Below are 22,290 nucleotides of genomic sequence, written 5' to 3'. Positions count from 1 at the left end.
AAATATAGCTTCCCCTATATACTTTGTATTTTTGTGCATCTGTTAACTTTTAACATCTAAAAATGACGAAACTTAGCGTAAACATAAATAAAATTGCCACCCTAAGGAATTCGCGCGGGGGTAATGTGCCAAACCTTTTACAGGTAGCTGCCGATGTGCAGAAGTTTGGAGCCCAGGGAGTAACCATTCACCCAAGGCCCGACGAACGACACATTCGCTACAACGACGCCCGCGAACTGGTGCCGGTGGTGTACACGGAGTATAACATCGAGGGTAAACCGGTGCGTAAATTCATTGACCTGGTTTTAGAAACAAAACCTACACAGGTAACCCTGGTACCCGATGCTGATGATGCCATAACCAGCAACGCCGGATGGGATACCATAGCCCATAAAAGCTTTCTGCAAGAGGTAATACAGGAGTTTCAGCGTAATGGTATACGTACCTCTATTTTTGTAGACCCTGTACTTAAAATGGTAGAAGGGGCCAAAGAAACCGGTGCCGACCGCATAGAACTGTACACAGAGGCTTTTGCCCACGAGTACGGATTGGGTAACCACGCCGGCATAAAGCCGTATACGGAAGCTGCAGTACTTGCACGCGAACTTGGCCTTGGCTTAAATGCCGGGCACGACCTTAGCCTGGATAATATTAAATTTTTTAAAGATAACATACCGGGGCTTTTAGAGGTATCTATAGGCCACGCGCTTATAGCGGAGTCGCTTTACCTGGGATTAGAGAATGTGGTAAACATGTACCTTCAAAAACTTAAATAGTATGCTGTACAGCAAAATAGAAGGCGAAGGGAAGCCACTGGTTATTGTGCACGGCTTTATGGGTATGAGCGATAACTGGAAAACACTTTCAGGGCAGTATGCCGCAAAGGGATTTCAGGTGCACGCGGTAGATATGCGTAACCACGGTCGCAGTTTTCATAGCGATATTTTTACCTACGCCGCCATGGTAGACGACCTGGCGCAATACATTAACTTTAACAAACTGGAAAAGGTAGACCTTATAGGTCACAGCATGGGGGGGAAGGCTGCTATGTTCTTTGCCATGAAGTACCCACAGTTGCTTAACAAGCTTGTGGTGGCCGATATAGGCCCGCAGTACTATCCGCCGCACCATCAGGATGTTTTAGGGGCGCTAAATGCCGTTGATTTTACTACTAAGCCTTCGCGCGGCGAAGTAGAGGCTGTAATGGCACAGCACCTGCCCGATGCCGGTACTAGGCAGTTTTTAATGAAAAACCTGTACTGGGTAGAGCCGGGGCAGCTCGGCTTCAGGATTAACCTCCCGGTATTTAATGAGCAAGTGGGCAATATAGGCGAGGCTCTGCCGGAAGACGCGGTGTATAACGGCCCGGTGCTGTTTCTGCGCGGCGACAGGTCTAAATACATACGCCAGGAAGATGTGCCACTCATTGCAAAGCATTTTCCACAATACGAATTAAAAACCGTTACCAATTCCGGCCACTGGATACACGCCGAGAATCCACAGGAGTTTTTGCAGTACACGCTGGAGTTTTTAACTGCATAATTTAAAATGGGCGGTATCAGTTATGATACCGCCCATTTTAATTTTATATTTCATCTTTTCGGCCAAAGCGCGAAAACCAGCGGTTGTAATCGTTAAAGGTTTTCCTTGCTTTGTTGTAGGTTTCGGTATCGCCGTTATCCTGCATTACCCACAGCAGGCTGCGGTAGCGTTCTATGTCGGTTACAATTTGGTTCGCCACAAGGTTTTGGTCTGCAGCCGATAGCCCCCTGTAATACCCCAGGCTATCCTGGTACTTACGGGTAAGCTGTGCCAGCAGGTTGCGGGCTTTTACCTTATCACCAGTTTTGTAATAGCCATTAGCAAACGGGGTTACGGTAGTGTAGTAGCCAAACTGGTCTACCGGCATTTTTTTCATGGCCAGGTCTATTACTTCGCGGGCTTTATCGTACTTGCCTTCTTCTATAAGCGTATCGCTAAGGCGGGCCATATTACTGCGGAATGTAATCCCGTTGTGCCTCGTCTCCGGGTCGTGGTACACTTTAGGGTTACCGCTGTTACCCCAGTCCCAGTGCTTTACCGTGTCGTACGACTTTTCTGTATTAACATAACCCAGCTCATACGGGCGTGAATCTTCGGGTATGGCGGTTTTTACAGGTACAAGTTTCAGCACCAGTCCCTGCGCTTGCAGGTATTCTTTCATCCACCCATAATCAGCATCTTCGTTACTTCGGCCCGAAAAGCAAATGGGGCGCTCCCAGTTGTTGTTGCGTATTATATCCAGCATCGCCATGGCGCCTTTATAAATGGCTCCCTGTGGCAGGTTTATGTCTATGTAGGGAACTATTGAATCATGCTTATAGGCAGGTACTACGTTATTTTTCAGTATTATATTTCGGTTTACCGGGAATCTAACCTTGTTAGTAGGGTAGGCGTGTGCTGTTTTGCCACCTTCCAGGGCTACCTGTGCACGTTTATCGTCAAGATGTACAAACTGCATAAAGGCATTAATATCAATGCGGTCTTCGGTACGCGGATCGTATACAAGGTAATCACGGGTACCGGCGCGGTACTGCTCGTGAGTAAAGGATATGGGCAGAGCTTCAGACTCGTATGCCTTGCGTTTCATCATGTCTATGTACCAGTCGGTATTCAGTAATTCTGTGCACACCACCCGCACATCGGTACGATAGCCCTCTATTTCCTGTGCGTACCACAGCGGGAAGGTGTCGTTATCTGCAGCCGTAAACAATATGGCGTTTTTATCACAACTGTCCAGGTAAGCTTTTGCCAATGCTACTGCCGTGTAGCGGTCGCTGCGGTCGTGGTCGTCCCAGTTTTGCGTGGCCATAAGTACAGGGCCTGCAAACAGTGCCAACCCTATACCGGCAGGAGCCAAAATCCTTACTCTTGAATATTGTGCTATAAAGCGTTGTAGCGCATAGGCGCCAAAGGCTATCCAAAGGGCAAATACATAAAACGAGCCTACCAGCGCGTAATCACGCTCGCGTACTTCAAAAGGTTTTTCGTTTAAAAATATTTTTAATGCTATGCCGGTAAACAGGAACAGCACCAGCAATACGTAAAAGCTTTTCAGGTCTTTGCGGGCGTGGTATCCCAGGCCAATGATACCCAGTACCAGTGGCAGCATATAGTAGATGTTTCGGCCTTTGTTGTTTTGCATGTCTGCCGAAAGGTTTTCCTGAGATCCCAGCCTTGCCTCATCCAGCGGTTTAATGCCGCTCATCCAGTTGCCGTTTAGTATATCGTAAGTGCCCTGCTCGTCGTTTTGCCTGCCGGCAAAGTTCCACATAAGGTAGCGCAGGTACATATAGCCAAACTGGTATTGTGCCATAAACGAAAGGTTTTGCCCTAACGAGGGTTTTTCTACCACAAGGTAACGGCCATAGTGTTTCAGGAACTCATGGTATTCATTATTGCCCAGTTCGCCCTTTTGGTAGGCCTTTTTAAAATCGGCAACAATGCTTTCAAGCTGGCCTTGTGCGTTAGCTATTGCCTGCATTGCCTGGTCTTCCGTTAGTTCTTCTACATTAACCCCTGCCCGGCGCAGGTCTGTACTAAAATCATATTCCGGATTTATTTTAAACTCAGGCGGCCCTGCAAATTCCATATAGTTTACCGCTGCGCTGCTGTTGTGCATGCGGGGTAAAAAGCCTTTATGGGCATTGTCTGTATTTTGCCTGGCGTTTTTATACTGGTTTACAATTTCATATTTACCGGTGATATAGTTGCGCTCGTAATTCGGCTTTTCATCTACATACGGCTGCTCTGCATCCAGCCCGGCATACTCTTCGGTATACATGGGGCCATAAAAGGTCTTTTGTTCCGGGTATTGCTCGCGGTTATAATACGCCAGTAGTTCGGCGGCGTTATTAGGGTTGTTTTCATTTAGCACTACGTGGGCGTTGGCACGTATGGGCAGCATTATCCACGACGATGCCCCTATAAGTACAAACAGCACACAAAGTACGGCGGTGTTTGTTAGTGCCCAGCCCTTCTTTTTAGTGTACGATAACCCGCCCCAAAAAGCGCCTATAACCATTGCAAAAGCCAATATGGTGCCGGAGTTAAACGGCAGCCCGAAGTTGTTTACCACAAATATTTCGGTTTTCCCGAAGAACGCCATGGTGTATGGCATAAGGAATGCAAATACAAAAAACAGCACGGCTATAACGGCTATGTTCGCCACTATAAGGTTCTTAAGGGTTACTTTGCCGTAATTTTTAAAATAGTATATAAGCCCTACAGACGGTAACGTAAGCAGTGCCAGGAAGTGCACCCCAAACGATAGACCTACCAGCATGGCTATAAACAGTAGCCAGCGGTTGCCGTTAGGCATGTGCATATCCCTGCCCCAGCGTAGCCCTGCCCATAAGATAAGTGCTATAAATAATGATGCCAGTGCATATACTTCGGCCTCTGTGGCATTAAACCAAAAACTGTCTGAAAATAAAAAAGCCAGCGCGCCTACCGCCGATGCACCCAGTATCATAAGGTTTTTTTGTTTTGGGTCCTCTGTTTCTTTTGCCGTAACATCGGTTAGCAAAAGGGTAAGCGACCAAAACATAAACAGTATGGTAAAGGCGCCTGCCAGTACCGAAACCATGTTTACCGCAAATGCTACCTGTTTTGCGCTCATGGCAAACCCTGCAAAAACAGCCCCCAGCATTTGGAACAATGGTGCTCCCGGGGGGTGCCCCGCCTGTAACTTGGCCGATGTGGCTATGTACTCGCCACAGTCCCAAAAACTCATAGAGGGTTCTGCTGTGTTAAAAAAGACCGTAAAAGCTATAGAAAACAGCAGCCATCCGGCTATGTTGTTCCATTGTTTAAAGGTAAAGTTTTTCATTAAGGTGTAGTTTTTGCTGGTTACTAAAACGGATAACGGTACGGAGCAGAATTTATTATTTTGTGCCAAACAATTCGGGTCGATAAAAAAGTTAGTTTTAAAGCCAAAAAAGTGCAAAAAGTTACGGGATTTTATTTACTGTTTTACAGCAAGTTAAATTTTTGTTCCGCATTTAGGGTAAAAAAATGATGATTTTTTTTGCTTCAGCATTTGCAAAACTCAAAATATGTAGTACATTTGCACTCGCAATACGCAACCAAGATGGTCTATGGTGTAATGGTAACACTACTGATTTTGGTTCAGTCATTCTAGGTTCGAGTCCTAGTAGACCAACTGGTGAAGCCTCCCAATCGGGAGGCTTTTTTATTTTAAGCCTTTATGGGTTTAATAGTTCCCTCAAAATTTTTGCTATGTTAAGCGCATCATCTACCCCGCGGTGGTGGGTGCCTTCCAGCGGAAGCTGTAACCGCTCCAGCGCGCCTGCCATACCGGTTTCGTGGCTCAGTTTATGCGTTAGTGCAAAAAGTGTTTTTACATTAATATGCGAAGGCCCAAACGGATACCCTATTCCCATGGCGCTGCACTGCCGCTGGAATTGTTTTTGGTCATAAGCGCCATAGCTTGCCCATACCCTGCTTTGGCTAAGGTATTGCTGCTTTAGTATATTGCAGGCTTCTTTAAATGGTATGCCTTCCCGGGCTACCATTTCAGGGGTTATGGTGGTTAGTTTGGTACAAAACGGGCTTACCTCACTGCGTTCCGGGAGTACTATAATGCCCCGATTGTCTGTGATTTCACCGGTTTGTACATTAAGCAGGCAAATGCCTATTTCTATAATGTCATTCTCCATTCCGGGTGGGTTTGCCCCTTCCCAGCACGTGGCTTCTACATCTACCACCACAATTTTGTCTAATAATTTTGCCATAATACATTGGTTAGCTGTAGTAAAGGTAGTTATTTTGGCTAACTTCGTTAACTTAGCTGTATATTGGGCAAAATTTGTTATTTATGGCTAACTTTGCCCTCCCAATATTTCACCAGAGCCTTGATATCTAAAAACACCATAGACACCGTATTTGAAACCGCCCGTGTAGAGGAGGTAATAGGCGATTTTGTGGTGCTTAAACGATCTGGTACTAACCTAAAAGGGCTGAGCCCGTTTAGTAACGAAAAGTCGCCATCGTTTATGGTATCTCCCGTTAAACAGATTTGGAAAGACTTTAGTTCGGGTAAGGGCGGTAACGCCGTGGCATTCCTTATGGAGCACGAGCATTTTAGCTACCCCGAGGCCATTCGCTACCTTGCTAAAAAATACAATATAGAAATAGAGGAAACGGTACAGACCGACGCGCAGAAAGAGCAAATGAACGAGCGCGAAAGCATGTACCTGGTTTCAGAATACGCACAGCGGTATTTTCAGGATATAATGATGAATACCGATGAAGGCCAGGCCGTAGGCTATTCTTATTTTAAGGAGCGCGGCTTTACCGGCGAAACCATTAAAAAGTTTGGCCTGGGCTATTCTCCCGAAGGGTATGACGCTTTTAGCAAAGATGCCCTCGGTAAAGGTTATAAACTGGAATACCTGGAAAAAACAGGGTTTACCATAGTGCGCGAAGACGGCCGTATGGCCGACCGTTTCAGGGGTAGGGTAATGTTTCCTATACAAAGTATGAGCGGCCGCGTGCTGGGGTTTGGCGGGCGTATATTGGGTAACGATAAAAAGGTTGCCAAATATCTTAACTCGCCCGAAAGCGACATTTACCACAAGAGCAAGGTGCTGTACGGTATTTTCCATGCCAAGCAGGCCATTGCCAAAAAAGACAACTGCTACCTGGTAGAAGGATATACCGATGTTATCCAGATGCACCAGGCGGGTATAGAAAACGTGGTGGCATCGAGCGGAACGGCACTTACGCCCGACCAGATACGGCTTATAAGCAGGCTTACCAAAAACATTACGGTACTGTTTGATGGCGATGCGGCAGGCTTACGCGCCTCTATAAGGGGTATAGACCTTATACTGGAAGAGGGTATGAATGTAAAGGTATGTGGTTTCCCCGATGGTGATGATCCGGACAGCTTTGCAAAACGTACCCCACATGATGAGCTGGTGGCGTACCTGGAAAATAACGCGAAAGACTTTATACAGTTTAAGGCGTCGCTGCTTATGGATGAAGCCAAGCAAGATCCTGTAAAAAAAGCCGGCCTTATAAGGGATATGGTAACCAGTATCTCTAAAATACCAGATCGTATTCAGCGTGAGGTGTACATACAGGAAACCGCACGTATCATGGATATAAGCGAGCAGGTGCTGGTAAGTACACTGGCGCAGCTGGCTACAAAAGATATAGTAGAGGCCGATAAAAAACTAAAAGAAGAACGCGCTGCCCAAACCATGAAACCCGTAAAAGATGAGTTTACGGCAGAGCAGGTTCGGATAGATATACTGGATAGGGTAGAGCGAAAGATAATAGAAATCCTTTTACTATACGGTGGCAACACCGAGGAGTTTGAAGATGTGTATATAAAGTTTGATGAGTTTGGTAAGGAGTTTGAACACACAGAACGAAAAGAGTATAAGGTGTACGAACGTATTTACCTGAACCTGCAGGAAGACGAAATACAGTTTGCAAACCCGGTGTTCAGGGATTTGTATAAAGCTACAATAGATTACTACATGGCGCACGAATCACTGGAGGCCGATGCTTTTTTAAATGCGCTTCCGCAGGAATTGCAGCAGGTAGTGGCCGATATATACATGCAGGAAGAACGCTACCACGTGCACGAATGGGAAGAGCGTAAGCAAATACCCGTAAAGCACAAGAATATGACCATAGCGGCGTATACCACAGAACATATTGTAGACCTGCGCTGGCTGCTGCTGGGCAGGCTGGTGCAAGACCTGAAGCTGCAGGTAACACCAGATGGCGATAACATGGAAATACTGATGTCTGTAATGGATTATAACACGCTGGTAAATTACCTGTCACGAAAATTTAGCAGGCTGCGTAGCCACTTCTATTAACAATAAAAACGAAAGCGTCCCCGTAAGGACGCTTTCGTTTTTCTGGTGCGTTTCAGAAGTGTTTTTTAGTGTGTAGTGGTTTCTTCTTTCTCTGACAAGTATTTGTCTTTATACAATTTCAAGGGTCTTAGCCTTGTTTACAAGGTCTACAAGATTAGTAACGTGCAGTTTTGTAAGCAGCCTTAGTTTGTAGGTACTGATCGTTTTTTCGTTCAGGTCCAGCAACTGGGCAATTTCCTTGTTCTTTTTTCCTTCGCTAAGGTAGCGCAATACCTCAATTTCACGAGACGACAGCTTTCGGTAAAGGCGTTCGCTTTTTTTACCTTTGTTAAGCAACGCCAGGTTCTTTTTTACGGTATCGCTAAATACCACCTCGCCGTTTACCACCCTTTTAATGGTACTTTCCAGTTCGTCCAGCCGTGCGCTTTTGTGCACATAGCCAGATACCCCTGCTTTAAGCGCATTAGGTGCATAGATCTGTTCGGCAAGGCTGGTAAAAATTACCACCTTCGTTTCCGGAAAATCATTAATAAGGCTCTTAACATTGCTAATGCTAGTAAGTCCTTCCAGCTCCAGGTCTACCACGGCTACGTCTACTGTTTTTTTGTTTAAAACATCTAAAAGCCCGTCCAGATTATTTACCACTCCCACAAAACTTATCTGAGGATTGTCGTTAAAAAACGACTTCATCCCGTAGTGTACTACCGGATGATTATCCGCAAGGCATAACTTAATCATAATAAGCGTGTTTTGTGTTTACATAGTAGTAAAATTAACCATTAGTTTCTTAAAGTATTGTGAATGAAAGAATTTTATTTCAAATTTTTAGGAATCGTGCATACCGGTATGGGTTGCATCTTGTGTTGATTAATAGTATTCAGGCGTTTATAAATATCAAAAACTTCCTTTTCGCGTCCGGTAAATTCATGGCTTTCGCGTCCGTGGCTGTCCTGTTCCATGGCCCACTCCAGTTCCTCGTAGCTGGCGCCTATCTGGTCTTCATCGCTTCGGTCATCGCCAAAAAGCCCATCGGTAGGTTTTGCTACCAGTATGGTATCTGTAACCCCCAGGTGGCGGGCCAGTATGCGTACTTCGGTTTTGGTTAGGTCGGCAATAGGGCTTATGTCTACACCTCCATCACCGTATTTTGTATAAAAGCCTACGCCAAAGTCTTCAATTTTATTTCCGGTGCCTGCTACCAGGTAGCCGTGTATGCCGGCATGGTAGTACAGGGTAATCATACGCAGGCGGGAGCGGGTATTGGCTTCGGTAAGGTCTGTTACGGCCTGCGTAGCTGCTTTTGGAACCTGCTCTTTAAAGTGCATAAAGGTGCTGGTAAGGTCTGTTTCTACAGACGACACATTGCTAAACTTATCTTTAAGCCAGTTTATGTGTTCCTTGGCGCGGCTTACGTGGCTTTCTGCCTGGTGTATGGGCATTTCCACACACAGTGTAGGCAGGCCGGTTTGCGCGCAAAGTGTTGAGGTTAAGGCAGAATCTATACCGCCCGATATGCCTACAACAAATCCTTTTGTTTTTGCGTTAAGGGCATAATCGCGCAGCCAGTTTACTATATGGTCGTTAATGGCTTGGGTTTCAAATTTTGAATGTACCTCCATGGTCATAATAAATTAAATGGTTGTGCTATATTTGCCATAAAATTAGATAATACTGAGTAAAGAACGTAGCATTTAAAGATCAAAAATGAAAAAATACATAACACTTTCGCTGGCAGCGCTGTTGTTGTTTTCGTGTAAAAATGAAAACAAGGTGGAAGACAAAATAGCCGAAGTAAAGGTAGAAAATGTAAACGTGGTACGTTTTGACGATATGTTTTATAACGCAAAGCCCGCTGATTTGCCGAAACTTAAGAGTGAGTTCCCTTATTTTTTTCCGGAAGGTAACCCCGATGCCGTATGGGAGGCTAAAATGAAAGACTCGTTACTGCAGGAATTGCACAAAGAGGTAGATATAAAATTCCCGAACAACAGTACCCTTGAAGATGATTTTACAAACCTGTACCAGCATATAAAGTTTTACTACCCGCAGGCACATATACCTAAGGTGGTAACGCTTATATCTGAAATGGATTATAAAAACCGTGCGATTTATACCGATTCGCTTGCGCTGGTGTCGCTGGATTTGTACCTGGGCAAAGACCATAAGTTTTATGTGGATTTTCCTAAATACCAACGCCAGGAATTTGAGCCTACACAAATAATGCCCGATATGGTAACGGCATTTTCTTATGGTAAAATAGCACCTCCAAAAGACCACAACCTATTGTCGCTTATGGTGTACTACGGTAAAGAGCTTTACATGAAAGACAAGCTGATACCAGAAACAACCGATTTTAATAAAATAGGCTACACAAAGGAACAACTGGCATGGGCAAAGGTAAACGAGGCAGAGATATGGCGCTATTTTGTAGACAACAAACTCTTTTTTGATGCCGACCCTAAACTGCCAAACCGTTTTATAAACCCTGCGCCGTTTACCAAGTTTTACATGGGGTTTGATAACGAAACTCCGGGCAGGCTGGGGCAGTGGCTGGGCTGGCAGATAGTGCGCTCTTACATGGAGCATAACGACAAGGTAACGCTACAGCAAATGCTGGCTATGGATGCCAAAGTAATATTTGATAACTCTAAATATAAACCCGCAAAATAATGTCGAAATTAATTAAATCTGATATAAAGATTACCATAGAACTGGACGAAAACCGCGTGCCCGAAAAACTGAGCTGGACTGCCCGCGACGGTGGTGTAGTGGCTGAGCCTACAAAAGCTTTTATGCTTAGCGTTTGGGACAGTAAGCCGCAGGAAAGTATGCGTATAGACCTGTGGACCAAAGATATGCCTGTAGATGAAATGAAGGTGTTTTTCCATCAAACGCTGGTAAGTATGGCCGATACGTTTCAGCGTGCTACAGGCGATGAAAAAATGGCCGACACCATGCGCGATTTCTGCGATTACTTTGCAGAAAAGCTGGAACTGAAAACCGGTAAGTAAAAAAATAAGCGACCCAAAAAGGTCGCTTATTTTTTATACAATAGCCAAAAACAGAATGAAGGCCAATGCTATAAGTAAACAGAAAAAACCATTCCAGGTGTTTTCGCTCCAGTTTTTCATTATTTCTTTCATGGTGGTGGTATTAGGTTTTATGACAAATATATATTAAAATCCCTGATTTTCAAAAATCCCTTTGTTTACCTCGTCTATGTAAGCCAGCAGTTCTTCTCGGCCGGTGGCATCTTCAGATGAGGTTATAAAATGTTGCGGCATTTCTTCCCACCCTGCGGCTATGATTTGTTTGCGGTAAGCCGCTACGTGCTGTTGCTGCTTACCTTTACTAATTTTGTCGGCTTTGGTAAATATAATGCAAAACGGTACTTCGGCTTCCCCAAGGTAGTTTATAAACTCTACGTCTATCTTCTGCGCGTCGTGTCGTATGTCTACCAGTACAAAAGCGCATACCAGCTGTTCGCGTTTTTCAAAATAATCGGTTATAAACTTCTGGAAAACCTGTTTGGTAGATTTAGATACACGGGCGTAGCCGTAACCCGGTAAGTCTACCAGGTGCCAGTTGTTATTTATTTTAAAGTGGTTTATAAGTTGAGTCTTACCCGGCCTGCCCGATGTTTTGGCAAGGGAGTTGCGCCCGGTAAGCATGTTTATTAATGACGACTTACCTACATTACTGCGGCCTATAAAAGCATATTCGGGTATCAGGTCTTTTGGGCACTTTGCAGCATCGGAGTTACTTACTATAAACTCGGCGGTATTAATCTTCATGTCATCATTATTTAAGGTGCAAAGATACGTATTTCAGATTTTAGAATTCGGTATTCAGGTTTTTCAGTATAAACAGAAAAAACAAAGGCGCAAAACAGAATAGTTTTGCGCCTTTTATATTTTTAGATTTCGGGTTAAGTTTATTCTGAAATCTACAATCTGAAATCTTAAATTACTTAGCCAATCCTGTTTTGCGAAGCCATTCGTGCATAAGCCTGTTAAACTCATCAGGGTGCTCCATCATGGCGGCATGCCCGCACTTGTCTATCCAGTACAGGGTGCTGTTTGGCAGCAACTTATGGAACTCCTCGGCCACATCTGGCGGCGTTACGCCGTCTTGCCTTCCCCATATTATACCAGTAGGCACGTGCATTTTTGGCAGGTCTTTTGCCATGTTATGCCTTATGGCACTTTTAGCTATAGTAAGGGTTTTAAGTAGCTTTATGCGGTCGTTTGCTACAGCATATACATCGTCTACCAGTTCTTCGGTAGCTATGCTTGGATCATAGAACACCTCGCCGGCTTTTTTCTTTATGTATTCGCGGTCGCCCCTGCGAGGGTAGCTGTCGCCCATGGCGCTTTCATAAAGCCCGCTGCTTCCGGTAATAATCAGGCCAAGCATTTTTTCGGGATACATTTTACTAAAATATAGTGCTATGTGCCCGCCCAGTGAGTTGCCCACCAGTATTACGCGGTCAAAACCTTTGTATTCTATAAAGTCTTTTACCCATTTGGCAAAAGCCTTAACATTGGTTTTTAGTATACTTTGTGTGTATAGCGGCAGTTGTGGTATAATTACCTTAAAGCCGTGCTGCGGAAAGTAGTTTGCCACGCCGTCAAAGTTACTTAAGCCGCCCATAAGGCCGTGCAGTACAATGATGGGAGTGCCTTCGCCGGCCTCGTAATAGTGGTACTTTCCTTCGTTATTGTTGCTATGCATTAGTTTTTATCTGTTTCGTAAAACGGCACAAATATATAACATTAATAGTTACAAAATTACCCTACTAAATTAGTAGGGTAATCATTTGTGTGGTTTCTCCACTTTTTACCACCGCGCGTACCACTTCCTCCCACCGCAATTGGTTAAATAAAGTTTAAAAAATCCTACCCGTAGTGTTCTTTTCGCATTGAAATATCTTTAAATCAGTAGGGTTTCAGTGGGTTTTTGTTGCGTATTTTTCAATATGTGAGGTTTTTTAATGAAAATTTTTCGTAGTGTTTACAAAACCTTGGGATTTAGGGCTTTGGGGCAAAGTGGGAGGGTTAAACCAAAACTTATCAACAAAGTGGGAGTAAGTGGGAGGAAATGGTAAAATTGTTTTATATTTGCTTTGACGTGACCTAAAACATAACTGCTTGAATACCATTATAGGAACATACGAATGTAAGGCTGATAACAAAGGAAGGTTGATGATACCTGCTCCTTTGAAGAAGCAATTGCATGAAGGTGTGGGGACAGGTTTTGTTTTAAAAAGGTCGGTTTTCCAGCCGTGTTTAGAGCTGTATCCTATGGCGGAGTGGGAAAAGATGATGAGTAAGCTAAATAAGCTTAACCGTTTTGTAAAAAAGAACAACGATTTCATCAGGGCATTTACAGCGGGTGTGCGAATGGTAGAAATGGATACGGCGGGCCGTGTATTGATCCCGAAAGACCTGGCTACGTTTGCCGGGATAGAGGGGGAAGTAGTACTATCGTCTGCGGTAAACATTGTTGAGATATGGAATAAAGAGCGCTATGAGGCTTCTATAAATGTGTCTGACGAAGATTTTGCAAGCCTTGCTGAAGATGTGATGGGTAATATAATGGACGACGAAGATGGAATATCATAATCCTGTACTGCTAAAAGAAACGGTAGATGGACTTAATATAAAGCCTGATGGGGTGTATGTAGACGTAACCTTTGGTGGTGGCGGACACTCGAGAGAGATAATGAAACGGCTGGGGCCAAACGGTAAGCTGTTTGCTTTTGATCAGGACGAAGATGCCCAGGCAAATGTGATAGATGATGAACGCTTTACCCTTATCCCGGAAAACTTTAGGTTTCTTAAAAGGTATCTTAGGTTTTATGGTGTTAAAGAGGTAGATGGTATACTGGGAGATTTTGGTGTGTCGTCGCACCAGTTTGATGTGGCAGAGCGCGGGTTTAGTACCCGTTTTGATGCCGGCCTGGATATGAGGATGAGTAAAAAAAATGACCTCGACGCGTATAAGGTGGTAAATGAATACGATGAGAAGGAGCTTAAGCGTGTGTTCTTTGACTATGGTGAATTAAAAAATGCGGGCGCCCTTGCGTATACCATTGTTAACGCAAGGAAAGATAAGCCGGTTGCGAATACAGGTGAACTGAAACAGGTGTTGGCTAGGTTTCTCCCGGCGCACAAAAGCAATAAAATACTGGCGCAGATTTACCAGGCCATCCGTATAGAGGTAAACCAGGAAATGGAAGTGCTTAAAGAGTTTTTAGAGCAAACGGTAGAGGTGCTTAAACCGGGTGGAAGGCTAAGTGTAATAAGTTATCATTCGCTGGAAGACCGTTTAGTAAAGCGCTATGTGCGAAACGGCATGTTTGAAGGGGAGCCGGAGCGCGATATGTTTGGCAGGTTTGAGGTGCCGTTTAAAATCATTGAAAAACTGATAGTGCCCACAGAAGAAGAAATTGCTGTAAACAACAGGGCGCGCAGCGCCAAGTTAAGGGTGGCAGAAAAACTATAATATATATTAAAGTATGAAAGGCGGAATTTACAGTTTGCTGAAAGCAAAGTATCTGGTAGACCAGGGCTCGATGAAAAACTGGCGTTTTATACTGTTCCTGATTTTTATAGCCATGCTTATGATAGCCAATTCGCATAATTATGAGGAAAAGCTATATAAGATAAGTGCAATGGAGAGCGAGATAAAGCAGCTAAGGGGCGAGTTTGTAGACCGCCGGAGCGAGCTGATGAAGTTGAAAATGGAAAGTACCGTAGCGGCAAAAATGGAAGCAAGGCAAGTGTTTCCGGCAGCGGTACCGCCACAAAAAATTGTGGTAACAAAAGAAGAGCAAAAGAATTTTTTTAAACTATTATGGGAATAGAGGATAAAAGTATCTCCTTCAGGGTGTATCTGGTAGCCTTCGCATTGCTTGTGATGGCTATTCTCGTTTCTGTAAAGCTTGCAAATATACAATGGGTGCAGGGAGACCACTACAGGGAACTGGCACGCCAGCGTACAGTAAAGAATTTTACCATCCCGGCTAACCGCGGTAATGTGTACAGTAGTGATGGCAGCCTTTTGGCTACTTCTATACCTAATTATATTGTAAGGTTTGATGCTGTGGCCCCAAAGCCTGAAGATTTTAAGGCAGACCTGGAGCCGCTGGCCGATTCGCTTCAGGCTATGTTTGGTAAACCTGCTGATGAGTACATAGATATGTTTAAAAGGGCCCGTAAGCGCAAAAACCGCTATATGCTGGTAGCAAAGGGCTTAAGTTATACAGAATTGCTGCGTATAAAAAGCTTTCCACTGTTTAAGCGCGGGCCGTTTAAGGGCGGTATTATTACAGAGCAAAAAATTGTGCGTGAGCATCCTATAGGTAAAATAGCCGAGCGTACCGTAGGTTATGAGCGTATAGATGAAGATGGAGATATGCTGTATGTGGGGATAGAAGGGGCGTATGCTGATTATCTTAAAGGTAAAGACGGCCGCCACATGATGCAGAAGATAGCAAAAAACCACTGGAAGCCTATAAGCGATGTAAATGAGCTGGATCCTATAGATGGGCTCGATGTTATAAGTACAATAGATGTGTATATACAAGATATAGCGCATCACGCTCTTTTAAAACAGCTGGAATATTACGAAGCAGACCACGGCTGTGTGGTGGTTATGGAAACCAAAACCGGCTATGTAAGGGCTATAAGTAACCTGGGGCGTGCAGAAGATGGCTCGTATTACGAAACGGTAAATTATGCAGTAGGCGAGAGCCAGGAGCCTGGTTCTACATTTAAGCTTGCCGGGCTTGTAGCCATGTTGGAAGACGGAAGGATAGATACTGCCCAGGTATTTGATACACATGGCGGCGATATTACCTACTCAGGTAAGCACGTACGCGATTCGCACAAAGGCGGCTATGGTAAAATATCGCTGGCGCGTGGTTTTGAAGTTTCAAGTAATACCGTGCTGGTTCAGGCGGTGTACAACAGTTATAAAGACGACCCTAACACGTTTGTAAAGCACCTTAATAACTGGGGCTTAAACAACAGGCTGGGGGTAACGCTAAAAGGTGAAGGTAAGCCCAGGATTCCGCAACCGGAAGAAAAAAGCTGGTCGAAGCTTTCGTTACCTTGGATGGGATTTGGTTACGGGGTAAGCCTTACGCCACTGCAAACATTGGCTTTCTATAACGGGATTGCTAATAACGGCGAAAAGGTAAAACCGCTTTTTGTACAGGAAATCAGGGCGTGGGATAAGTCGATAAAGAAATTTGACAAAGAGGTAATTAACCCTAAAATGTGTTCTCCGGAAACCATTAAGCAGGTAAAAGCCATTATGGCTAACGTGGTAAAAAAGGGTACGGGTTCTAAGTTGTATTCTGAAAACTTCAGTATGGCAGGTAAAACCGGTACGGCACAGGTTAACTACGGTAAAGGAGGTAAAAACAATGGCGAAATGTATTATTCGTCGTCGTTTGTAGGATACTTCCCGGCAGATGAACCGCAGTACTCCTGCATAGTGGTGGTGCACAAGCCACATGTAGCCAAAGGGTATTATGGTGCAGACGTTGCAGGGCCGGTGTTCCGAAGGATAGCGCAAAAAATTTATACCGATGTACCTTCTACCAATAAGGTAAAGCAATTGGATAAAAACATTAAAGAACAGGAGCAATTATATGCTTCTTACTATGATAAAGAGGAAAAAGCCGCTGCGAAACAAAAAGCAGTTCCTAATACAGTGGGCATGAGCGGTATGGATGCTGTAGCACTACTGGGTAACATGGGGCTAAAAGTACAGATAAAAGGGATGGGCAAGGTTAAAAAGCAATCGCTATCGCCAGGCGCCCCATTAAAGAAAAATGAAATTATAATACTGGAATTATCGTGATGCTGTTGCGCGACATATTATACAAAGTAGCCATAGAGCAGGTAAAAGGGGCAACCGACATACCTGTGGCAAAAATAGAGTTCGACTCGCGCAAGGCGGGTGAAGGCGATGCTTTTGTGGCAATACGCGGCACCCTTAGCGATGGGCATCAGTACATAGATAAAGCGGTTAGCCAGGGCGCTACAACAGTAGTTTGCGAAACATTGCCTGATAACGCTGCCGAAGGCATTACTTACGTGGTAGTGCGTAACACCCACGCGGCACTGGCTTACATGGCGGCAAATTTTTATGGTAATTCGTCTGAAAGTTTAAAACTTGTGGGGGTAACCGGTACTAATGGTAAAACCACTATTGCTACACTATTATACCAGTTGTTTAAAAACGCGGGTTATAAAACAGGTTTGCTTAGTACGGTAAAAATAATGGTGGGCGATACAGAATATCCGGCTACACATACCACGCCTGATTCGCTTACCATAAACCGTTACCTGCGCCAAATGGCAGACCAAGGCTGTGATTACTGCTTTATGGAAGTTAGCAGCCACGGTATACACCAGCACCGCACCAGCGGATTGTTGTTTGCCGGGGGTATTTTTACAAACCTGTCTCATGACCATCTTGATTACCATGCCACGTTTGCAGAGTACAGGGATGTTAAGAAGTCGTTCTTTGATCATTTGCCTAAAACAGCGTTTGCCATAACTAATGCTGATGATAAAAACGGCCCGGTGATGCTGCAAAACACGGCAGCAAAAAAGTTTACCTATAGCCTTAAAAGCATAGCCGATTATAAGGCGCAGATATTAGAAAACCAACTTTCGGGTTTGTTGTTAAAAATAAACGGCCAGGAAGTTTGGGTTAAGCTTATCGGTACGTTTAACGCCTATAACCTGCTTGCAATATATGGCGCTGCAGTTAACCTGGGACTGGAAGAGTTAGAGGTGCTGAGATTGCTTAGCGAGCTGGAAAGCGTAAGCGGAAGGTTTCAGTTTATTGTAAGCCCTACTAATGTAACCGCGATTGTAGACTACGCCCATACGCCCGATGCTCTGGAAAATGTGCTTAAGACCATAGAAGACATTCGCACACGAAACGAAAAGCTGATAACCGTTGTGGGCTGCGGTGGCGACAGGGATAAAACCAAACGCCCCGAAATGGCCAGGATAGCCAGCAGCATGAGCGATCAGGCGATATTTACCAGCGATAATCCGCGTAGTGAAGTGCCTGAAGATATTATAGAAGACATGGAAAGGGGCGTAGAGCCACAAGACTATAAAAAAACGGTGGCCCTTGTAGACCGTAAGCAAGCCATAAAGCTTGCATGCCAGCTGGCAAGGCCAAACGACATAATACTCATAGCCGGTAAGGGACACGAAACCTACCAGGAAATACAAGGAGTAAAGCATCATTTTGATGACATGGAAGTAGTAAAAGAATTATTGAGCCAATTAAACAAATAGCAAAGGGAGTATATGCTGTACTATTTATTTCAGTTTCTGGACAAAGAACTAGACATTCCCGGTACGGGCGTGTTTCAGTACATTACGTTCCGATCGGGCATTGCGGTAATACTGTCGCTACTATTGTCTACCATATTCGGAAAACGCATTATTAACTTCCTGCGCCGCCAGCAAATCGGGGAAACCGTACGCGAATTGGGCCTTGAAGGCCAGAGCCAAAAAGCAGGTACACCTACTATGGGCGGGTTGATTATTATTTTTTCAACTCTTATACCCGTACTGCTACTGGCAAAGCTTGATAATATTTATGTAATACTGCTTATAGTAACCACGCTGTGGATGGGTACCATAGGCTTCCTGGACGATTACCTTAAAATCCACAAAAAAGATAAAGAAGGCCTTAAAGGAAAGTTTAAGGTAGTAGGGCAGGTAGGTCTTGGGCTTATAGTAGGTTATGTGCTTTACTTCCATCCGGGGGTTACAGTGCGTACAGATAATGCTAACATAGTGCAGTTTGAACAGGGGCGTAACGTAATCACGCAGGCTCCGGTAGAGGAAAAATCAACAGCCACTACCATTCCGTTCTTTAAAAATAATGAATTTGATTATGCCGAAGCGCTTTCATTTATGGGAGGCGATTATTCCAAATGGGCGTGGCTGATTTTTATACCGGTGGTAATTTTTATCATCACAGCCGTAAGTAACGGTGCTAACCTAACCGATGGTATAGACGGGCTTGCGGCGGGTACCAGCGCCATTGTGGTGCTCACTCTGGGGATATTTGCATTTGTATCGGGTAATATTATTTTTAGTAATTACCTCAATATAATGTATATACCTAACTCCGGTGAAATGACGGTGTATATAGCCGCCTTTGCCGGTTCGCTCGTAGGGTTCCTTTGGTATAACACCTATCCGGCGTCGGTATTCATGGGCGATACGGGTAGCCTTACCATAGGTGGTATTATAGCAGTGCTGGCACTTGCCGTGCGTAAAGAGCTGCTTATACCGGTACTGTGCGGTATTTTCCTGGCAGAAAATTTTTCGGTAGTACTTCAGGTAAGCTACTTTAAGTATACCAAGAAGAAGTTTGGCGAAGGCCGCAGGATATTCCTTATGTCGCCATTACACCACCATTACCAGAAGAAAGGGTATCACGAAAGTAAAATCGTAGCCCGATTCTGGATTGTAAGCATACTCCTGGCCATATTTTCACTGGTATCATTAAAACTAAGGTAATATGAGGCTGGTAATATTAGGCGGAGGTGAAAGCGGTGTAGGTACTGCCATCCTTGGGAAGAAAAAAGGATACGATGTTTTTTTGTCTGACTTTGGGAAGATAAAGAACAACTACAAAGAGATACTGGCACTGCACAAGCTGGCATGGGAAGAAGAAACCCACACAGAGGAGCTGATACTTAATGCCGATGTGGTGATGAAAAGCCCGGGCATACCCGATAAGTCGCCTATAGTCAAAAAGCTTAAGGAAAAAGGCATACCGGTAATATCTGAAATAGAATTTGCCGAACAGTTTAACGATAAGGAAACCATAGGCATAACCGGTAGCAATGGTAAAACCACCACCACGCTGCTTACACACCACCTGCTTAAACAAGGTGGGCTTAATGTGGGGCTGGCGGGTAACATAGGTAAAAGCTTCGCCTGGCAGGTAGCCGAAGATAAGGTAGAGGGTTACGTTCTTGAACTTAGTAGTTTCCAGTTAGACGGGATTAATGATTACAGGCCACACATAGCCGTGATTACTAACATAAGCCCGGACCACCTGGACCGCTACGAATATCAGTACGACCTGTATATAGCCGCTAAGTTTCGTATTACCATGAACCAGACCAAAGAAGACTATCTGGTGTACGATGCCGACGACGAAGCCATTAACAACTGGCTGGCACACAATAAAACAAAAGCAACGCTGATTCCGTTTTCGCTTTCGGGCAATAATAAAAACGGAGTGTATGTAAAAGACGATACAATAGTGAGTAAAATAACTAAAAACGAGTTTACAATGCCAATAACGGAACTGTCACTGGAAGGTAAGCACAATGTAAAAAATGCCATGGCTGCTATAGCGGTTGCACAATTAAAAAATATCAGGAAAAAGACCATCATAGAGAGTCTTTCTAATTTTCAGGGTGTAGAACACAGGCTTGAAAAGGTGCTTAAAATTCAGGGTGTAGAGTACGTTAACGATAGTAAGGCTACCAATACAAACTCGGCTTATTTTGCGCTGGACAGTATGAACACGCCTACTGTATGGATTGTAGGTGGGGTAGATAAAGGTAACGACTACAACGAGCTTATGCAGCTGGTGCGCGAAAAGGTAAAAGCCATAGTGTGCCTGGGTGTAGACAACCAAAAAATTATACACGCCTTTGGCAATGTGGTAGATGTAGTTACAGAAACTACCAGCATGACCGAAGCGGTAAAAATGGCCTCAAGGCTTGCTGAAAAAGGTGATACCGTTCTCCTTTCGCCTGCATGTGCAAGTTTTGACCTGTTTGAAAGCTATGAAGACCGTGGCAAGCAGTTTAAGGCTGCCGTACAAAATTTGTAATTGCGTTCCGGTAGTAAAGGAACAACGCCTAAAGGCAACATTAATGAAGTAGAACATGAGAGAATTAATAAATAACCTTAAGGGAGATAAAGGCATCTGGTCGTTTGTGATTTTGCTGGCCCTTATATCGTTCATGCCGGTTTTCAGCGCCAGTAGTAACCTGGTGTATGTTATAGGCAAGGGTTCTGTAATAGGTTATTTGTTTAAGCATCTTGTACATATATTTATAGGTTTGGCACTGATTTTTTTCGTTCACAGGGTGCCTTACCATTATTACAAAGGGTTGTCTATAATGTTTATGCCGGTAGTAGCGGTATTGCTTATATATACCTTTTTTCAGGGTACGGTTATAGACGGGGCTAATGCCAGCCGGTGGATAAAAGTACCGTTTATAGGGGTTACGTTTCAAACATCGTCGTTTGCCATGATTGTGCTTATGGTGTATGTGGCGCGCTACCTGGCTAAAATGCAGGATAAGGAGTACTCCTTTAAAGCATCGTTCATTGAATTATGGATTCCGGTATTCATCATACTGGCATTGATATTACCTGCCAACTTTAGTACCACGGCACTTATTTTCAGCATGGTGTGTATGTTGGTTTTTGTAGGTGGTTATCCGCTGCGTTACCTGGGCAGTATTATAGGTATGGGCGTATTATTCCTTGCCATGTTCATAGGGCTTGCCAAAGCATTTCCGGATGCTATGCCAAACCGTGTAGATACATGGATGGGGCGTATAGAGCGCTTTACTAATGATGAGCCAAACGAAGACGATTACCAGATAGAGAAGGCCAAAATAGCCATAGCAACCGGTCAGGTATACGGACTGGGCCCCGGCAAAAGTGTACAGAAAAACTTCCTGCCGCAGTCGTCATCTGATTTTATCTTCGCGATTATTGTAGAAGAATATGGCATATTGGGTGGGCTTACGGTACTGTTTCTGTACCTCATGTTGTTCTTCAGGTTCCTTATACAGGCTAATAAGTCAAAGTCTATGTTTGGTAAGCTGATTATAGTAGGCCTGGGGTTCCCTATTATTTTCCAGGCGCTCATAAACATGGGGGTGGCTACAGAGTTGCTTCCGGTAACCGGCCAGCCATTACCGCTTATAAGCAGCGGTGGTAGTAGTGTGTGGATGACATGTATTTCTATAGGTATTATCCTTAGTGTTACCAAGAAAGAAGAAGAAGTGGCACAGGAAGAAGCAGAGAAGCTGGAACGCGAAGCCATATTACAGCAGCTGATAGACGAACACATACAGCGTGAAAAGAATAAGGAAGAAGCCGAAGCACTTGGCCTGGAGCCGAAGCCTGATTTTTCTATAGAAGACAGTGCTAACCCAATGAGGGCGGTAATGAAGTGAGCCACTTAGCTACTGAGTAATTAAGCTTCTTAGCTTTTAAGTGATAGAAAAAAATAAGTTGATAAATTAAAATATGTTGAGAAACTAAGCCGCTAAGCGGCTCAGAGACTCAGTTGCTAAAAA

General features: G+C 44.3%; 19 protein-coding genes and 1 tRNA gene. 14 read left to right on the top strand and 6 right to left on the bottom strand.

Going from position 1 to position 22,290, the window contains the following annotated elements:
- Window positions 1-62 precede the first annotated feature (62 nt).
- Both ACLI08_RS13455 and ACLI08_RS13450 read left to right on the top strand, forming a co-directional pair.
- Entirely contained in the window at window positions 63-776 is a 714-nt protein-coding gene (locus ACLI08_RS13455) for a pyridoxine 5'-phosphate synthase (protein ID WP_411429017.1), read from the top strand.
- 1 nt (window position 777) lies between these two features.
- On the top strand, window positions 778-1,542 hold the full coding sequence (locus ACLI08_RS13450) for an alpha/beta fold hydrolase (RefSeq protein WP_411429016.1): 765 nt from the start codon (window positions 778-780) through the stop codon (window positions 1,540-1,542).
- A 43-nt stretch (window positions 1,543-1,585) separates the two neighbouring features.
- Here the strand turns inward: ACLI08_RS13450 and ACLI08_RS13445 are convergent, their stop codons facing one another.
- Entirely contained in the window at window positions 1,586-4,870 is a 3,285-nt protein-coding gene (locus ACLI08_RS13445; RefSeq protein WP_411429015.1) for a DUF2723 domain-containing protein, read from the bottom strand.
- A 262-nt stretch (window positions 4,871-5,132) separates the two neighbouring features.
- On the opposite strand from ACLI08_RS13445, the gene ACLI08_RS13440 reads away from it, so the two are divergent.
- Window positions 5,133-5,203: transfer RNA gene (locus ACLI08_RS13440), tRNA-Gln, on the top strand.
- 43 nt (window positions 5,204-5,246) lie between these two features.
- Here ACLI08_RS13440 and ACLI08_RS13435 read toward each other — a convergent pair.
- A complete protein-coding gene (locus tag ACLI08_RS13435) occupies window positions 5,247-5,795 on the bottom strand; it encodes an exonuclease domain-containing protein (protein WP_411429014.1) in 549 nt (182 codons plus the stop codon).
- 120 nt (window positions 5,796-5,915) lie between these two features.
- Between ACLI08_RS13435 and dnaG the strand changes: the two genes are divergently transcribed.
- Complete coding sequence (gene dnaG / locus ACLI08_RS13430; RefSeq protein WP_411429013.1) at window positions 5,916-7,898, top strand: DNA primase; 1,983 nt, start codon at window positions 5,916-5,918, stop codon at window positions 7,896-7,898.
- Between the two features lie 108 nt (window positions 7,899-8,006).
- On the opposite strand, the gene ACLI08_RS13425 is transcribed toward dnaG, so the two are convergent.
- Both ACLI08_RS13425 and nadE read right to left on the bottom strand, forming a co-directional pair.
- A complete protein-coding gene (locus ACLI08_RS13425) occupies window positions 8,007-8,636 on the bottom strand; it encodes a LuxR C-terminal-related transcriptional regulator (RefSeq protein WP_411429012.1) in 630 nt (209 codons plus the stop codon).
- Window positions 8,637-8,710: 74 nt separating this feature from the next.
- The gene (nadE, locus tag ACLI08_RS13420; RefSeq protein ID WP_411429011.1) at window positions 8,711-9,517 is read right to left on the bottom strand and encodes an NAD(+) synthase; all 807 of its coding nucleotides are present in this window, start codon (window positions 9,515-9,517) and stop codon (window positions 8,711-8,713) included.
- An 85-nt stretch (window positions 9,518-9,602) separates the two neighbouring features.
- Between nadE and gldB the strand changes: the two genes are divergently transcribed.
- Together gldB and gldC are read left to right on the top strand one after the other, a co-directional pair.
- Complete coding sequence (gene gldB, locus ACLI08_RS13415; protein ID WP_411429010.1) at window positions 9,603-10,568, top strand: gliding motility lipoprotein GldB; 966 nt, start codon at window positions 9,603-9,605, stop codon at window positions 10,566-10,568.
- Complete coding sequence (gldC, locus tag ACLI08_RS13410) at window positions 10,568-10,909, top strand: gliding motility protein GldC (protein ID WP_411429009.1); 342 nt, start codon at window positions 10,568-10,570, stop codon at window positions 10,907-10,909. The genes gldB and gldC overlap by 1 nt, the downstream gene beginning before the upstream one ends.
- Window positions 10,910-11,074: 165 nt before the next feature.
- On the opposite strand, the gene yihA is transcribed toward gldC, so the two are convergent.
- Both yihA and ACLI08_RS13400 read right to left on the bottom strand, forming a co-directional pair.
- Window positions 11,075-11,692, bottom strand: a complete 618-nt coding sequence (yihA, locus tag ACLI08_RS13405) for a ribosome biogenesis GTP-binding protein YihA/YsxC (protein ID WP_411429008.1) — start codon at window positions 11,690-11,692, stop codon at window positions 11,075-11,077.
- Window positions 11,693-11,864: 172 nt separating this feature from the next.
- The gene (locus ACLI08_RS13400; RefSeq protein WP_411429007.1) at window positions 11,865-12,632 is read right to left on the bottom strand and encodes an alpha/beta fold hydrolase; all 768 of its coding nucleotides are present in this window, start codon (window positions 12,630-12,632) and stop codon (window positions 11,865-11,867) included.
- A gap of 416 nt (window positions 12,633-13,048) precedes the next feature.
- Between ACLI08_RS13400 and mraZ the strand changes: the two genes are divergently transcribed.
- The 8 genes from mraZ to ACLI08_RS13360 are packed head-to-tail and all read left to right on the top strand — an operon-like array spanning window position 13,049 to window position 22,167.
- Complete coding sequence (gene mraZ / locus ACLI08_RS13395) at window positions 13,049-13,522, top strand: division/cell wall cluster transcriptional repressor MraZ (RefSeq protein ID WP_411429006.1); 474 nt, start codon at window positions 13,049-13,051, stop codon at window positions 13,520-13,522.
- A complete protein-coding gene (gene rsmH / locus ACLI08_RS13390; protein WP_411429005.1) occupies window positions 13,509-14,405 on the top strand; it encodes a 16S rRNA (cytosine(1402)-N(4))-methyltransferase RsmH in 897 nt (298 codons plus the stop codon). Before mraZ ends, rsmH begins: the two co-directional genes overlap by 14 nt.
- Window positions 14,406-14,418: 13 nt before the next feature.
- Complete coding sequence (locus ACLI08_RS13385; protein WP_411429004.1) at window positions 14,419-14,766, top strand: FtsL-like putative cell division protein; 348 nt, start codon at window positions 14,419-14,421, stop codon at window positions 14,764-14,766.
- Window positions 14,757-16,772, top strand: a complete 2,016-nt coding sequence (locus ACLI08_RS13380; protein WP_411429003.1) for a penicillin-binding protein — start codon at window positions 14,757-14,759, stop codon at window positions 16,770-16,772. The genes ACLI08_RS13385 and ACLI08_RS13380 overlap by 10 nt, the downstream gene beginning before the upstream one ends.
- Window positions 16,772-18,232, top strand: a complete 1,461-nt coding sequence (locus ACLI08_RS13375) for a UDP-N-acetylmuramoyl-L-alanyl-D-glutamate--2,6-diaminopimelate ligase (RefSeq protein ID WP_411429202.1) — start codon at window positions 16,772-16,774, stop codon at window positions 18,230-18,232. The genes ACLI08_RS13380 and ACLI08_RS13375 overlap by 1 nt, the downstream gene beginning before the upstream one ends.
- Before the next feature lie 12 nt (window positions 18,233-18,244).
- Window positions 18,245-19,471, top strand: coding sequence for a phospho-N-acetylmuramoyl-pentapeptide-transferase (gene mraY / locus ACLI08_RS13370; protein WP_411429002.1), 1,227 nt, complete (start codon window positions 18,245-18,247; stop codon window positions 19,469-19,471).
- Window position 19,472: 1 nt separating this feature from the next.
- Window positions 19,473-20,804 carry a UDP-N-acetylmuramoyl-L-alanine--D-glutamate ligase gene (murD, locus tag ACLI08_RS13365; RefSeq protein ID WP_411429001.1) on the top strand — a complete coding sequence of 444 codons (1,332 nt, stop codon included), beginning with the start codon at window positions 19,473-19,475 and terminating at the stop codon, window positions 20,802-20,804.
- 55 nt (window positions 20,805-20,859) lie between these two features.
- A complete protein-coding gene (locus ACLI08_RS13360; RefSeq protein ID WP_411429000.1) occupies window positions 20,860-22,167 on the top strand; it encodes an FtsW/RodA/SpoVE family cell cycle protein in 1,308 nt (435 codons plus the stop codon).
- The last annotated feature ends 123 nt before the right edge of the window (window positions 22,168-22,290 follow it).

The sequence above is a fragment of the Flavobacterium sp. RNTU_13 genome (assembly GCF_046614455.1).
Classification (GTDB): Bacteria; Bacteroidota; Bacteroidia; order Flavobacteriales; family Flavobacteriaceae; genus Flavobacterium.
The sequence above is the reverse complement of the archived record's forward strand: the minus strand, read 5'-3'. Positions and strand labels throughout refer to the sequence as shown.